Below are 14,678 nucleotides of genomic sequence, written 5' to 3'. Positions count from 1 at the left end.
GACGACGGCGCGGGAGAGCCCGAGGATAGCCCATCCGGCGCCCATAAAAAAAGGGCGCCAGACGGCACCCTTCTCTCATTGAACAGACCCAATCCTGTGGCGAGGGGATTTATCCCCGTTCCGGCTGCGAAGCAGTCGCAAACCCGTTGAATGCGGTTTGACTGATACACCGCGGACACAGGTTTTGGGGCTGCTGCGCAGCCCATCGGGGATAAATCCCCTCGCCACAAAAGCCCCACACAAAATTGTGCAGGGCCTCGGATCACTTCTTGTCGCGGCGTTTCTTGCTGGCTTTCTTGTTGTGCGACATCAAGCGACGCTTCTTGTTGACCTGGCGGTCGGTCAGCGTGTTCTTGTTGCCTTCGTACGGGTTCTCGCCGCCCTTGAACTCGATGCGGATCGGCGTACCGACCAGCTTCAGCACACGACGGTAAGTGTTCTCCAGATAGCGCACATACGACTTCGGCACTTTCTCGATCTGGTTACCGTGGATCACGATAATCGGCGGGTTAGCCCCACCCAGGTGAGCGTAACGCAGCTTGATCCGGCGGTTGTTGACCATCGGTGGCGCGTGCTCGCCCACCGCATCTTCCAGGATCTGGGTCAGGCGGTTGGTCGGCCAGCGGGTGACCGCCGACTTGAAGGAGTTCTGCACCGAGGCGTAGAGGTTGCCCACGCCCGTACCGTGCAGTGCCGAGATAAAGTGGATGTCAGCGTAGTCAACGAAGAACAGGCGACGTTGCAGCTCGACCTTGACGAAGTCGCGCTCGCTCGGCGTCATGCCGTCCCACTTGTTGATGGCGATAACCAGTGCACGACCGGATTCGATCGCGAAGCCCAGGAGGTTGAGGTCGTGATCGACCACGCCTTCGCGGGCGTCCATGACGAAGATCACCACGTTGGCGTCTTTGATCGCCTGCAGGGTTTTGACCACGGAGAACTTTTCGACTTCTTCGTGGATCTTGCCGCGCTTGCGCACACCGGCGGTGTCGATCAGCGTGTACTTTTCTTCGTTGCGTTCGAACGGGATGTAAATACTGTCGCGGGTAGTGCCCGGCTGGTCGTAGACGATGACCCGATCTTCACCGAGCATGCGGTTGACCAGGGTCGACTTGCCAACGTTCGGACGGCCGATGATGGCGATCTTGATCCCGTCTTTTTCACTCGGGCCAGGAATGCGCTTGGCTTCCTCGCCTTCGGCAACGACCTCTTCCTCTTCACCTTCAGCCAGCTCGTCATCATCGCGCGGGAAATCGCCAAGGGCGGCTTCCAGCAATTGCGTGATGCCACGGCCATGGGCACCGGCGATCGGGATCGCGTGACCCATGCCCAGCGGGGCGAATTCGGCGCGGGCCATTTCCGGGTCGATGTTGTCGACCTTGTTGGCAACCACGTGGGAACGCTTGTTACGTTTGCGCAAATGCTCGGCGATCATCTGGTCGGCAGCGGTAAAACCGGCCTTGGCATCTACCAGAAACAGCACCACATCGGCTTCTTCGATGGCCAGCAGCGACTGCTCGGCCATTTTTTCGTCCATACCATGCTCGTCACCGGAGATACCGCCGGTGTCGATCAGAATGTAAGAACGCCCTTGCCACTTGGCCTCACCGTACTGGCGATCACGGGTCAGACCGGACAAGTCGCCGACGATGGCGTCGCGAGTCCTGGTCAGGCGGTTGAACAAGGTGGACTTGCCGACGTTCGGTCGGCCCACCAGGGCGATTACGGGAACCATGCGGCTCTCCACTGCGTTATTTCAGAAAATACAAAAGCCGCTGCGAGGCAGCGGCTGGTGCTCGGGGCAACACCCGGGGGCGCTGCAAACCCTGCTGATGCAGGGCCGCTTGGGGATCAACCCCAAGCATAGTTGTTACTTGATGGTCAGGGCTTCCAGTTTGCCGCTGTTGCCATACACATAAATCGTGTCGCCCACCACCAGCGGACGGGCACGCAGGCCGTCGCTGTCGATGCGCTCGCGGCCGACGAAACGACCGTCGACCTGACTCAGCAGGTGCAGATAACCTTCCAGGTCACCCACAGCTACGTAGCTGGAGAACACTTCCGGAGCCGACAGTTGACGGCGAGCCAACGCATCGTTGCTCCACAGCGCGGTAGTGGAACGCTCGTCAACGCCTTCAACGGTGCCCGAGGACAGGCTCACGTAGACGCTGCCGAAACCCTGAGCAATACCGGCGTAGCTCGAGGCATCGCGCTGCCAGAGTTGACGACCGCTTTCCACATCCAGCGCAGCGACGCGGCCCTGATAGCTAGCGACGTACAGAGTGCCGCCGGACAGCAGCAGGCCGCCGTCGATGTCGACCACGCGCTCCAGTTCCGAACGGCCCTGCGGAATGGCGATGCGTTGTTCCCACACCGGCACACCGTTGGAGATGTCCAGCGCGACCACTTTACCGGTCGACAGGCCGGCCAGCGCAAGGCGGTTGGTGACCAGCGGCGCACTGGTGCCACGCAGGGTCAGTACCGCCGGGGTGCTGTCATACACCCAGCGTTGGTTGCCGGTGGCCGCATCCAGACCGATCAGACGATCGTCCTGGGTCTGCACCACCACCACGTCGCCGTTGTTGGCTGGCGGCGCGAGGACTTCACTGTTGACGCGGGCACGCCACTTCTCTTCACCGTTGCTGGTGTCCAGAGCGACGACTTCGCCACGCAGCGTACCGATCAGTACCAGACCGTAACCCACGCCGACGGCGCCGGAGACAGGCAGTTCCAGATCCTGGTCCCACTTCACGTCGCCGTTGCTGCGATCCATGGCCATCACCACGCCCGTCACATCGGCCGCGTAGATGGTGTCACCGTCGATCGCCGGCACCAGCATGTTGTAGGTTTCGCCCTGACCGTCACCGATCGAACGACTCCACTGCTTCTGCAGAACGACTTCTTCTTTGAAGTCGGTCAATTCGGCCGGTGGCAATTCTTTCTTGCTGTTGCTGCTGCAACCCGCGGCCAGAAGGGCCAGAGCCAGCAATGCTGCATGCTTCCAACGGATCACGTCACGCATCCCCTTTGGCCAGGTCGTCGAGCTTGATTTGAAGGCCACCGACCGCCGCTTCATCCGACAGCGCTGCCTTGGCTTTTTGATACGCCTTGTTCGCGTCATCGGTCCGGCCCAAGCGCACCAGCAGGTCGCCCTTGAGTTCTTCGCGAGTGGCGAGGAACGCCTGGTCGGCGTCGCCATCGAGCAGTTTCAAGGCGTCTTCGGCCTTGTCCTGCGCGCCGAGCACCTGCGCCAGACGCTGACGGGCAATTTCGCCCAGCGCCGGGTTGGCCGGTTTGTCGACGATGGCTTTGAGTTCGGTCGCCGCGTCGTCCAGCTTGCCGCTGTCGACCGCCACTTTCGCGACGAACAGGCTGCCGTACTGCGCGTAGGCAGTGCCGCCGAATTCGCTGTTGAGCTTGCCGGCCAGATCCGCAACGCGGGCGGCATCAGGCTTGCCGTCAGGCGTCAGTGTGGTTTCCAGCAGTTGCTGATAGAGCACCGAAGCGCCTTGCGACTGGTTGCCCTGATATTTGTGATAAGCCTGCCAGCCGAACACGATGACCAGCGCCAACAGGCCGCCGGTGACCAGAGGTTTGCCGTTGCGTGTCCACCAGTCCTTCAAATCCGCCAACTGTTCGTCTTCGGTACTCGACACCCCAATACTCCTTAATCGCTAAATCGGCTGTTAAGACAGCTTCAACCCTGCACGACGCAGGTGGCCAGGTGAGCGGCGAGCGCATCCCAGGCAATGCTTTGTTGTTCGCCCTGGCCACGCAGGGGTTTGAAACCTACCACTTGCCCGGCCATTTCGTCGTCACCGAGGATCAGCGCGTACAGCGCACCGCTCTTGTCGGCCTTCTTGAACTGGCTCTTGAAGCTGCCAGCGCCGGCATTGACTTGCAGGCGCAGGTTTGGAAGTTGATCGCGAACCCGTTCGGCCAGCGCCAGGCCGGCCAGTTCGGCCTCTTCACCGAAGGCGCAGAGGTAAACGTCGACCTGACGGGAAATTTCCGCAGGGATCTGCTCCAGAGTTTCGAGCATCAAGACCAGACGTTCGATGCCCATGGCGAAACCCACGCCCGGGGTCGGCTTGCCGCCCATCTGCTCGACCAGACCGTCGTAACGGCCGCCCGCGCAGACGGTGCCCTGTGCACCGAGCTTGTCGGTGACCCATTCGAATACGGTTTTGCTGTAGTAATCGAGGCCGCGCACCAGTTTCGGGTTGAGCACGTAAGGAATGCCAACGGCATCCAGGCGCGCCTTCAGGCCTTCGAAGTGCGCGCGGGACTCGTCGTCCAGGTAGTCGGCCATTTTCGGCGCATCGACCAGCACGGCCTGGGTGTCGGCATTTTTCGTGTCGAGCACACGCAGCGGGTTGGTCTTCAGGCGACGCTGGCTGTCTTCGTCGAGCTTGTCGTGGTGCGCCGAGAGGTACTCGACCAGCGCTTCACGATAACGGCCGCGGGACTCGCTGGTGCCGAGGCTGTTGAGTTCGAGCTTGACCGCATCACGGATACCCAGCTCGCCCCACAGGCGCCAGGTCATGATGATCAACTCGGCGTCGATGTCCGGACCGTCGAGGTTGAACACTTCCAGACCGATCTGGTGAAACTGGCGATAACGGCCTTTCTGCGGACGCTCGTGGCGGAACATCGGGCCGATGTACCAGAGTTTCTGCACCTGGCCACCACCGGTAATACCGTGTTCAAGCACGGCACGCACGCACGCCGCGGTGCCTTCCGGACGCAGGGTCAGGGAGTCACCGTTGCGGTCTTCGAACGTGTACATCTCTTTTTCGACGATATCGGTCACTTCACCGATCGAGCGCTTGAACAGCTCGGTGAACTCGACGATCGGCATGCGGATCTGCTTGTAACCGTAGTTATCCAGCAGACGCGCGACAGTGCTCTCGAAATAACGCCACAGCGGGGTCTGTTCGGGCAGGATGTCGTTCATGCCACGAATGGCTTGCAGAGACTTGCTCACAAAGATTCCTTAATTCGTTCGATCAGCCACGCGCGATAACCGCAGCGTCAGCTTCGACCTTTTCGGCCGCTTTCTGGCGGATCAGCCTTTCCAGCTCGTCCACCAGATTGTCATTCGTCAGTTTCTGCGACGGCTTGCCGTCGATGTAAATCAGGTTTGGCGTGCCGCCGGTCAAGCCGATATGGGCTTCCTTGGCCTCGCCGGGGCCGTTGACCACGCAACCGATCACCGCGACATCCAGCGGCACCAGCAGGTCTTCAAGGCGCCCTTCCAGCTCGTTCATGGTTTTCACCACATCAAAGTTCTGCCGCGAGCAGCTCGGGCAGGCGATGAAGTTGATGCCACGGGAACGCAGATGCAAAGACTTGAGAATGTCGTAACCGACTTTCACTTCCTCGACCGGGTCGGCCGCCAGCGAGATGCGGATAGTATCGCCAATCCCTTCGGCGAGCAGCATACCTAGGCCCACGGCGGATTTCACTGTGCCCGAACGCAAACCACCGGCTTCGGTGATACCCAGGTGCAGCGGCTGGACGATTTCCTTGGCCAGCAGGCGGTAGGCTTCGACGGCCATGAACACGTCGGAGGCCTTCACGCTGACCTTGAAGTCCTGAAAATTCAGGCGTTCGAGGTGTTCGACGTGACGCAAGGCGGATTCGACCAGCGCGGCCGGGGTTGGCTCGCCGTATTTTTTTTGCAGGTCTTTTTCCAGCGAGCCGGCGTTGACGCCGATGCGGATCGGGATGCCACGGTCGCGGGCGGCATCGACCACGGCACGCACGCGGTCTTCACGCCCGATGTTGCCCGGGTTGATGCGCAGGCAATCCACACCGAGTTCGGCGACACGCAGGGCGATCCGGTAATCGAAGTGGATGTCGGCAACCAGCGGCACCTTGACCAGTTGCTTGATCTTGCCGAACGCCTCGGCGGCGTCCATGTCCGGCACCGAGACACGCACGATGTCGACGCCGGCGGCTTCCAGACGGTTGATCTGCGCAACGGTGGCGGCCACGTCATTGGTGTCGCTGTTGGTCATGCTCTGCACAGCGATCGGCGCATCGCCGCCCACCGGTACGTTACCGACCCAGATCTTGCGCGATTCGCGACGTTTGATTGGAGATTCGCCGTGCATGACTTATTGACCCAACTTCAGGCGAGCAGTCTCGCCACTGGTGAACGGAGCGACATCGACCGCCTGGCCGTTGTAGCTGACCTGTGCGCCACGGGCATAGCCCAGGCGAACGGCGAAAGGCGGCTTGCCGGCAACGGACAGGCTGTCGCCTTTACGCTTGAGACCACTGAACAGGACTTTGCCGCTGCCATCGGTGACTTGCGTCCAGCAGTCGGCGACAAATTGCACCGCAACCTGGCCTTGGCCGGCGACCGGCGCCGCCGCAGGCGCGGCTGGAGCGGGAGCCACCGGGGCGGTCACGGCCGGCGCAGGCGCGTTCGGCACCGCAGGCGCCGGGGCGGCAGGCGTCGCAGGTGCGGCGACAACAGGAGCGGCTGGGGTTGCGGCTGGAGCAGCCGGTGCGGTCGGTGCAGGCGTCGCGGCGCCGGTTGCCGGTGCGGCAGGCTCGGCGCCCGTCGATTCGGCGCTGGTTTCCGACTGCGGCAGCGCGAGAGCGGTGGAGCCGTCGGCCTGATTCTCGGCGACGGCCTGGTCTTCCGGCTCGTCAATCGGATGGATCTGGGTGGTGCCGTCCGCGCCTTCGACTTCGACGTGTTCAGGCGCCAGCGTGGTCAGGTCCTTGCTTCTCAGCGACGTCTGATCCTGCCACCAGACGAAACCGCCGCCGATGACCGCCACCAGCAGCAGAAGGCTGACAATGCGCAAAATGGTGTGGGAAACCCGCACCGGCTCTTCGATGCGGCCGAGGGCGTGAACGTTGCTGCCCTGGGAATCGGTGCCGGTGGACTGGTCGAATTGCTGAACCAGAACGGTCTGGTCCATGCCGAGCAATTTGGCATAGGCGCGAATGTAACCGCGAGCGAAGGTATGCCCCGGCAGCTTGTCGAACGCGCCGGCTTCAAGATTGCTCAGGGAGGTCACGGTGAGGTTGAGCTTGAGGGCCACTTCGGCCAGCGACCAGCCATTGCTTTCGCGGGCCTGGCGCAGAGTCTCACCGGGGTTAACGCGATTCGCTGCTACAACTTCGGGATGCGCCGCTTTCATCATTGCTCCGACAGGTATTGCTGATATTCCGGCGTACCGGGATAGAGTCGTTTTAATTGCAGGCCGTAACTGGCGGCCTTGTCGCGATCTTCAAACACTTTTGCCAGCCGAACGCCGAGCAACAGGCTACGTGCATTTTGTTCGGTCAGCTGGCTGAAACGGTCGTAATAGTCACGCGCGGGCACATAATGCCTGTCTTCGAACGACAACTCAGCCATTTCCAGCAATGCGCGCGGTTGTTGGCGATTAAGACGCAGGGCTTTTTCCAGCTGTTGCTGCGCCAGATCACGCTGGCCAAGCTTGGCGGCGGTCATGCCGAGGTTTTCGAACACCCGTGAACGCTCAGGATACAGGGTATCGGCGGCCGCTTGTTCAAAACGCTCGTAGGCTTCCTTGTAGCGCTGCTGTTCGTAGAGAAAACTGCCGTAGTTGTTGAGGATGCGCGCATCGGCGGGACGTGAGGACAAGGCCTTGCGAAAGTGCTCGTCGGCCAGTGCAGGCTCCATTTCGGCCTGAAACACCAGGCCCAGGGCTGCATTGGCGTCCGGGTCCGAACTGTCCAGATCGAGCGCTTTCTTCAACGGCACCTTGGCACGTTCGGTCATGCCCTGCTGCAGGTATCCCAGCCCCAGTCGCACGTAGGCAGCCCGCGCTTCATCGCGGCCCTTGCTGGTCTTCATCGGGTTGTAATCACCCGACAGGACACAACCAGCACACAGGCTGGCCAACAGCAACAGCAGCGCAAAGCGCAGGGACATAGAGATCCTCTCTTAGTTAGTGTTCGCGGCGTTCTGTGCCAGATCGCTGTCGGCGCTCAACTCGCGCACGGCGATATAACGTTCGCTGCGACGGGTGCGATCCAGCACCTGCCCTACCAATTGACCACATGCGGCGTCGATGTCTTCACCACGGGTGGTGCGGACAGTGACGTTGAAACCGGCCTGATGCAACTGATCCTGGAAACGACGGATCGCGTTGTTGCTTGGCCGCTCGTACCCGGAATGCGGGAACGGGTTGAACGGAATCAGGTTGATCTTGCATGGAATGTTCTTCAGCAGCTCGATCATTTCAACGGCGTGTTCAACCTTGTCGTTGATGTCCTTGAGCAAGGTGTACTCGATGGTCAGCACACGTTTTTCGCCAAGGGCGGACATGTAGCGCTGGCACGACTCGAGCAGCATCTTAAGCGGATATTTCTTGTTGATCGGCACCAATTGGTTACGCAATGCGTCATTCGGTGCGTGCAGGGACAACGCCAGGGATACGTCGATGTGCTTGGCCAGCTCATCGATCATCGGCACCACGCCCGAGGTGGACAGGGTCACGCGGCGCTTGGAAATCCCGTAGCCGAGGTCATCCATCATCAGATGCATGGCGGCGACGACGTTGTCGAAGTTCAGCAACGGCTCGCCCATGCCCATCATCACCACGTTGGTGATGGCGCGGTCGACGGTGGCCGGGACGCTGCCGAAAGATTTGTTGGCAATCCACACCTGACCGATGACTTCGGCGGCGGTGAGGTTGCTATTGAAGCCTTGCTTGCCGGTGGAGCAGAAACTGCAATCCAGGGCACAGCCTGCCTGGGACGAAACGCACAACGTGCCGCGTTTGCCCTGGGGAATGTACACGGTCTCGACGCAGCTGCCGGACGCCACGCGCACCACCCATTTACGGGTGCCGTCGCTGGAGATGTCCTCGCTGACCACTTCCGGACCACGCACTTCAGCAATAGCCTTGAGCTTGTCGCGCAAGGCCTTGCTGACGTTCGTCATGGCGTCGAAATCATCGACGCCAAAGTGGTGAATCCATTTCATTACCTGACCGGCACGGAAACGCTTCTCCCCGATTGAGTCGAAGAATTTTTCCATTTCCGGCTGGGTCAGACCCAGCAGGTTTGTTTTAACAGTCGATGTCGTCATGGATTCACCTTCACTCTTCAAGCAATGCTTAGCGAGTGGTTACTTCAGTAGCTGCGAAGAAGTAAGCGATTTCGCGAGCGGCAGCAGCTTCGGAGTCCGAACCGTGAACGGCGTTGGCGTCGATCGATTCAGCGAAGTCAGCGCGGATGGTGCCTGGAGCTGCTTCTTTAGGGTTGGTAGCGCCCATCAGCTCACGGTTGCGAGCGATAGCGTTTTCGCCTTCCAGAACCTGAACGACAACCGGGCCGGAAGTCATGAACGCAACCAGGTCACCGAAGAAACCGCGCTCGCTGTGCTCAGCGTAGAAGCCTTCGGCTTCGGCTTTGGACAGTTGCTTCAGTTTCGAAGCTACAACGCGCAGGCCAGCGTCTTCGAAGCGAGTGGTGATCTTGCCGATCACGTTTTTAGCAACGGCGTCAGGCTTGATGATGGAGAAAGTACGTTGAACAGCCATGGTGTAACTCCAGAAACGGTAATTTGCGAAAAATTAAACCCGCGAATTATACGCGGGTTCTTGGGTATTGCCTAACCTGCGAGACGATCAGTCCAATTCTGCGGCCCAAAGCTCCTGAACCGCTTCGAGCACCTTCTCGCCGACACGGCCAGAAGTGCTGTCGAAGTCTGGCAGTTCAAGAATCATCTGCTGCAGACGGACGAAACCTACCGAGTACGGATCGACGCCCTCGTGGGCCTCGGCCAGCTCTTCGGCAATGCGTTGAACATCATTCCAACCGTAGCTCATGACAGTCTTACCAGTCAGTGCGGCGCTTCGGCCGCATGGTTAAGCGAATATTTCGGAATCTCGACGGTGAGGTCTTCTTCACCGACGATGGCCTGACAGGCCAGACGCGATTGCGCCTCAAGGCCCCAGGCCCGATCAAGGAAGTCCTCTTCCAGCTCGTCAGCTTCTTCCAGCGAGTCGAAACCCTCGCGGATGATGCAGTGGCAGGTGGTGCAGGCGCAGACGCCGCCGCAGGCACTTTCCATCTCGATGTGGTGTTCGTGGGCCAGTTCGAGAATCGATGTGCCGGGCGCAGCCTCGACCACCATGCCTTCAGGGCAGAACTTCTCGTGGGGCAGAAAAATGACCTGCGGCATCAGATATCCTCGATTTCATTCAGGTTGCGCCCCGACAGAGCGGCTTTCACCGTCAAATCCATGCGGCGGGCGGCAAAAGCATCGGTCACTTGCGACAGACGCTTGGTCTGCTGCTCGATGGCGTAACCATCGGTACCTTTCATCAGTTCGGCCAGTTCCTGCATTTGCAGTTCAATGACCATGCGCTCTTCGGCGTCGAGCAAACGCTCGCCATCGGCATCCAGAGCACCCTGCACGGCTTCGAGCAGGCGCTGGGCATCGACTTGCTGCTCGCGCAATACGCGGGCGACCTTGTCGTCATTGGCGTGCTGGAACGAATCCTTGAGCATTTTGGCGATTTCGCCGTCGGTCAGGCCGTAGGACGGTTTGACCTGAATGCTCGCTTCAACGCCCGAGCCCAACTCACGGGCAGACACGCTGAGCAGACCGTCGGCATCAACCTGGAAGGTCACGCGGATTTTCGCTGCACCGGCCACCATCGCCGGGATGCCGCGCAATTCGAAGCGTGCCAGGGAGCGGCAGTCGCTGATCAGCTCGCGCTCGCCCTGCAAGACGTGGATGGCCATGGCCGACTGGCCGTCTTTATAGGTGGTGAAGTCCTGGGCGCGAGCGACGGGGATGGTGGTGTTGCGCGGAATCACCTTCTCCATCAGGCCGCCCATGGTTTCCAGCCCCAGGGACAGCGGGATCACGTCGAGCAGCAGCAATTCGCCGCCGTCGCGCTTGTTGCCGGCCAGGGTATCAGCCTGGATCGCGGCCCCAATGGCCACCACTTGATCCGGGTCGATTTCCGTCAATGGCTGGCGACCGAAGGCTTCGGCAACCGCTTCGCGAACGCGTGGCACACGGGTCGAACCACCGACCATGACCACGGCGTGGACGTCTTCCAGCTCGATGCCGGAATCACGCACGGCGCGGCGGCAGGCTTTCAGGCTGCGCGCGACCATCGGCTCGATCAGCGCATCGAAGGCTTCACGGGTCAGTTGCGCTTTCCAGTCGCCGTAAGCCACTTCAACGCTGGCCGCATCGGTCAGGGCTTCTTTGGCCGCGCAGGCTGTTTGCAACAAATTGCGTTGTGCACCCGGGTCGAGATCAGCGGACAGGCCGGCGCCCTCGATGATCCAGCCGGCAATCGCGTGGTCGAAGTCATCGCCGCCCAGCGCACTGTCGCCGCCGGTGGCGAGTACTTCGAACACGCCGCCGGTCAGACGCAGAATCGAAATATCGAAGGTGCCGCCGCCCAAGTCGTAAATCGCCACCAGACCTTCGGCGTGCTGATCCAGACCGTAAGCCACGGCTGCGGCGGTCGGCTCGTTGAGCAGACGCAATACGTTCAAACCGGCGAGTTTGGCCGCGTCTTTGGTGGCCTGGCGCTGAGCATCGTCAAAATAGGCAGGAACGGTGATTACCGCGCCAACCAGTTCGCCACCCAAAGTCGCTTCAGCACGCTGACGCAGGACCTTGAGGATATCGGCGGAGACTTCGACCGGGCTTTTCGGGCCTTGCACAGTGTCGATGAACGGCATGTGCGACTCGCCACCGACGAAGCGATACGGCAATTGTTCGCCCAGTTGCTTGACGTCGGACAGACCACGACCCATCAAGCGCTTGACCGACAGCACGGTGTTCAGAGGGTCGGAGGCTGCGGCCAGCTTGGCCGACTCGCCGACTTCAACGCGGTCGGCGTGATAACGCACGGCGGACGGCAGGATGACCTGCCCGTTGGCGTCGGCCAGCGGCTCGGACAGACCACTGCGCAGCGCAGCGACCAGCGAATTGGTAGTACCCAAGTCGATCCCCACAGCCAGACGGCGCTGGTGCGGTTGAGGACTTTGGCCGGGTTCGGCGATCTGCAGTAGAGCCATGGTGATCAGGTCTTATCTGTCTGTCAGGCGTGCAATCAGGGCAGCACTGGGTTAATCGTCGAGGCGCTCTTCTAGCTGGCGCACTTCGTAGGTGAGCTTGTCGAGGAACTGCATGCGCCGCATCAGGCGTTCGGCCTGCTCGCGTTGTGCCGCATCATCCCAACAGGCTGCGAAGCTTTCGTTGAGTTGTTCCTGAGCTGCTTTCAAGCGACGCTTGAACACCGCGACACCGTCGAGGTCGGCACTGTCCTGCAGATCTTCGAGTTCTTCGCGCCATTGCATCTGCTGCAAAAGAAACTCGGGATCGTGGACCGTGACTTCCATCGGCACTTCATGTCCGCTGATTTTCAGCAGATAGCGCGCACGCTGGGCCGGGCTCTTGAGCGTCTGATAGGCGTCGTTAAGCCGCGCCGATTGCTCGAGCGCCGAGCGCTGCTCACGCTCGGAAGCGTCGGCAAAGCGGTCAGGATGAACGCCGCGCGCCAACTCACGATAGCGCGTGGCCAACTGCTCGAGATCCAGGCGGAAGCTCGGTTGCAGCTCGAATAAAGCGAAATGACAAGGAATACCCACGACCAGCCTCAGATGTTGAAGCTTTCGCCGCAGCCACATTCACCGCGCACGTTGGGGTTGTTGAACTTGAAGCCTTCGTTCAACCCTTCCTTGACGAAATCGAGCTCGGTGCCGTCCAGGTAGGCCAGGCTTTTCGGGTCGATGATCACTTTCTGACCATGACTTTCAAACACCTGATCCTCTTCACCCACTTCGTCGACGAATTCCAGTACATAGGCGAGACCGGAACAGCCCGTGGTGCGAACACCCAGGCGGATACCCTCGCCCTTACCGCGCCCTGCTAAAGAACGCTGAATATGCTGAGCAGCCGCTTCTGTCATCTGGATAGCCATGGAAACTCCTTACCTAACGCGGATCAGATCAAGCCTTTCTTCTGCTTGTAATCGCGAACAGCCGCCTTGATAGCGTCTTCAGCGAGTACCGAGCAGTGGATTTTCACTGGCGGCAGGGCCAGTTCTTCGGCCAGCTGAGTGTTCTTGATGGTTTCGGCTTCGTCCAGGGTCTTGCCCTTCATCCACTCGGTGGCGAGGGAGCTGGAGGCGATTGCCGAACCGCAACCGTAGGTCTTGAACTTGGCGTCTTCGATAACGCCCTGATCGTTGACCTTGATCTGCAGACGCATCACGTCGCCGCACGCCGGCGCGCCGACCATGCCGGTGCCGACATCAGGATCTTCCGCGTTCATCTTGCCGACGTTGCGCGGGTTTTCGTAGTGGTCGATGACCTTTTCGCTGTAAGCCATGATTCTCAATCCTCACTCATCAGGGCCGCTCTTGAGGCCCTGCAACTGCGCTGCGTAAATCGCCGCGTCGCTACAGGGTCTGTATCCGGCGGCTTCTATAGTTAGTGTGCCGCCCACTCGATTTTCGAGATATCGACGCCGTCTTTGTACATGTCCCACAGCGGCGACAAAGCGCGCAGCTTGGTAACGGCCTCGCAGACTTTCTGCGCGGCGTAGTCGATTTCTTCTTCGGTGGTGAAACGGCCGAAGGTGAAGCGGATCGAGCTGTGTGCCAGTTCGTCGTTGCGGCCCAGGGCGCGCAGTACGTACGAAGGCTCCAGCGACGCCGAAGTGCAGGCCGAACCGGACGATACCGCCAGATCCTTGAGCGCCATGATCAGCGACTCGCCTTCAACGTAGTTGAAGCTCAGGTTCAGATTGTGCGGAACGCGGGCGGTCAGGCTGCCGTTGACGTACAGCTCTTCCAGGTGCTCGACCTGCTTGTAGAAACGGTCGCTTAAGGCTTTGATGCGCACGTTCTCGGCGGCCATGTCTTCTTTGGCCACGCGAAATGCTTCGCCCATGCCGACAATCTGGTGGGTCGCCAGGGTACCGGAACGCATGCCGCGCTCGTGACCGCCGCCGTGCATGGTCGCTTCGATGCGCACACGCGGTTTACGGCTCACGTACAGCGCGCCGATGCCTTTAGGGCCATAAGTCTTGTGGGCGGAAAACGACATCATGTCGACTTTCAGTTTCTGCAGATCGATCTCGACCTTGCCAGTGGACTGAGCGGCGTCGACATGGAACAGCACGCCTTTGGCGCGTAGCATCTCGCCGATGGCGGCGATGTCGTTGACGGTGCCGATTTCGTTGTTGACGTGCATCACCGACACCAGAATGGTGTCTTCGCGCAGTGCCGCGTCGATCATTGCAGGGGTGATCAGACCGTCTTCGGTAGGCTCGAGGTAGGTCACTTCGAAACCTTCACGCTCCAGCTGGCGCATGGTGTCGAGGACAGCCTTGTGCTCAATCTTGCTGGTGATCAGGTGCTTGCCCTTGGAGGCATAGAAATGTGCCGCGCCCTTGATAGCCAGGTTGTCGGACTCGGTCGCACCGGAGGTCCAGACGATTTCACGCGGGTCGGCATTGACCAGATCGGCCACCTGACGGCGAGCGTTTTCGACGGACTCTTCAGCCTTCCAGCCGAACACGTGGGAACGGGACGCCGGGTTACCGAAGTTTCCGTCGACCAGCAGGCATTCACTCATTTTCTGCGCAACACGCGGATCAACCGGGGTGGTTGCAGAGTAATCAAGGTAAATCGGCAATTTCATGG

At 60.4% G+C, this 14,678-nt stretch carries 16 protein-coding genes; all 16 read right to left on the bottom strand.

Annotated features, from left to right (window positions below; translation table 11 throughout):
* Nucleotides 1-262: 262 nt before the first annotated feature.
* Nucleotides 263-1,735, bottom strand: coding sequence for a ribosome biogenesis GTPase Der (der, locus tag HU755_RS20260; protein WP_186619871.1), 1,473 nt, complete (start codon nucleotides 1,733-1,735; stop codon nucleotides 263-265).
* A 135-nt stretch (nucleotides 1,736-1,870) separates the two neighbouring features.
* The gene (gene bamB, locus HU755_RS20255; RefSeq protein WP_186549114.1) at nucleotides 1,871-3,022 is read right to left on the bottom strand and encodes an outer membrane protein assembly factor BamB; all 1,152 of its coding nucleotides are present in this window, start codon (nucleotides 3,020-3,022) and stop codon (nucleotides 1,871-1,873) included.
* Nucleotides 3,015-3,656 (bottom strand): tetratricopeptide repeat protein, encoded by a 642-nt coding sequence (locus HU755_RS20250; protein ID WP_186549112.1) that lies wholly within the window; start codon nucleotides 3,654-3,656, stop codon nucleotides 3,015-3,017. The genes bamB and HU755_RS20250 overlap by 8 nt, the downstream gene beginning before the upstream one ends.
* A gap of 41 nt (nucleotides 3,657-3,697) precedes the next feature.
* On the bottom strand, nucleotides 3,698-4,987 hold the full coding sequence (gene hisS, locus HU755_RS20245; protein WP_186549110.1) for a histidine--tRNA ligase: 1,290 nt from the start codon (nucleotides 4,985-4,987) through the stop codon (nucleotides 3,698-3,700).
* A gap of 22 nt (nucleotides 4,988-5,009) precedes the next feature.
* Nucleotides 5,010-6,119 (bottom strand): flavodoxin-dependent (E)-4-hydroxy-3-methylbut-2-enyl-diphosphate synthase, encoded by a 1,110-nt coding sequence (ispG, locus tag HU755_RS20240; RefSeq protein WP_003185136.1) that lies wholly within the window; start codon nucleotides 6,117-6,119, stop codon nucleotides 5,010-5,012.
* A gap of 3 nt (nucleotides 6,120-6,122) precedes the next feature.
* Entirely contained in the window at nucleotides 6,123-7,163 is a 1,041-nt protein-coding gene (locus HU755_RS20235; protein ID WP_186635846.1) for a RodZ family helix-turn-helix domain-containing protein, read from the bottom strand.
* Nucleotides 7,163-7,921: a type IV pilus biogenesis/stability protein PilW gene (gene pilW / locus HU755_RS20230; RefSeq protein WP_186635843.1), complete on the bottom strand. Its 759-nt coding sequence runs from the start codon at nucleotides 7,919-7,921 to the stop codon at nucleotides 7,163-7,165. Before pilW ends, HU755_RS20235 begins: the two co-directional genes overlap by 1 nt.
* A gap of 12 nt (nucleotides 7,922-7,933) precedes the next feature.
* Nucleotides 7,934-9,082 carry a 23S rRNA (adenine(2503)-C(2))-methyltransferase RlmN gene (rlmN, locus tag HU755_RS20225; protein ID WP_186549103.1) on the bottom strand — a complete coding sequence of 383 codons (1,149 nt, stop codon included), beginning with the start codon at nucleotides 9,080-9,082 and terminating at the stop codon, nucleotides 7,934-7,936.
* 28 nt (nucleotides 9,083-9,110) lie between these two features.
* Nucleotides 9,111-9,536, bottom strand: coding sequence for a nucleoside-diphosphate kinase (ndk, locus tag HU755_RS20220; RefSeq protein WP_016773329.1), 426 nt, complete (start codon nucleotides 9,534-9,536; stop codon nucleotides 9,111-9,113).
* Between the two features lie 87 nt (nucleotides 9,537-9,623).
* The gene (gene iscX / locus HU755_RS20215) at nucleotides 9,624-9,824 is read right to left on the bottom strand and encodes a Fe-S cluster assembly protein IscX (protein WP_186619866.1); all 201 of its coding nucleotides are present in this window, start codon (nucleotides 9,822-9,824) and stop codon (nucleotides 9,624-9,626) included.
* A 14-nt stretch (nucleotides 9,825-9,838) separates the two neighbouring features.
* Entirely contained in the window at nucleotides 9,839-10,180 is a 342-nt protein-coding gene (fdx, locus tag HU755_RS20210) for an ISC system 2Fe-2S type ferredoxin (protein ID WP_016773327.1), read from the bottom strand.
* Entirely contained in the window at nucleotides 10,180-12,045 is a 1,866-nt protein-coding gene (gene hscA / locus HU755_RS20205) for a Fe-S protein assembly chaperone HscA (protein WP_186635840.1), read from the bottom strand. Before hscA ends, fdx begins: the two co-directional genes overlap by 1 nt.
* Nucleotides 12,046-12,096: 51 nt before the next feature.
* Nucleotides 12,097-12,618: a co-chaperone HscB gene (gene hscB, locus HU755_RS20200; protein ID WP_016773325.1), complete on the bottom strand. Its 522-nt coding sequence runs from the start codon at nucleotides 12,616-12,618 to the stop codon at nucleotides 12,097-12,099.
* A gap of 8 nt (nucleotides 12,619-12,626) precedes the next feature.
* Entirely contained in the window at nucleotides 12,627-12,950 is a 324-nt protein-coding gene (gene iscA, locus HU755_RS20195; RefSeq protein ID WP_186549099.1) for an iron-sulfur cluster assembly protein IscA, read from the bottom strand.
* A gap of 23 nt (nucleotides 12,951-12,973) precedes the next feature.
* Nucleotides 12,974-13,360, bottom strand: a complete 387-nt coding sequence (gene iscU, locus HU755_RS20190) for a Fe-S cluster assembly scaffold IscU (RefSeq protein ID WP_003227907.1) — start codon at nucleotides 13,358-13,360, stop codon at nucleotides 12,974-12,976.
* Nucleotides 13,361-13,461: 101 nt separating this feature from the next.
* Nucleotides 13,462-14,676 carry an IscS subfamily cysteine desulfurase gene (locus HU755_RS20185; RefSeq protein WP_186549097.1) on the bottom strand — a complete coding sequence of 405 codons (1,215 nt, stop codon included), beginning with the start codon at nucleotides 14,674-14,676 and terminating at the stop codon, nucleotides 13,462-13,464.
* Nucleotides 14,677-14,678: the final 2 nt, after the last annotated feature.

Source organism: Pseudomonas sp. SWRI111, from assembly GCF_014268555.1.
GTDB lineage: Bacteria > Pseudomonadota > Gammaproteobacteria > Pseudomonadales > Pseudomonadaceae > Aquipseudomonas > Aquipseudomonas hamedanensis.
Note: the sequence above shows the minus strand (reverse complement) of the source record. Positions and strands in the feature narration are given on the sequence as shown.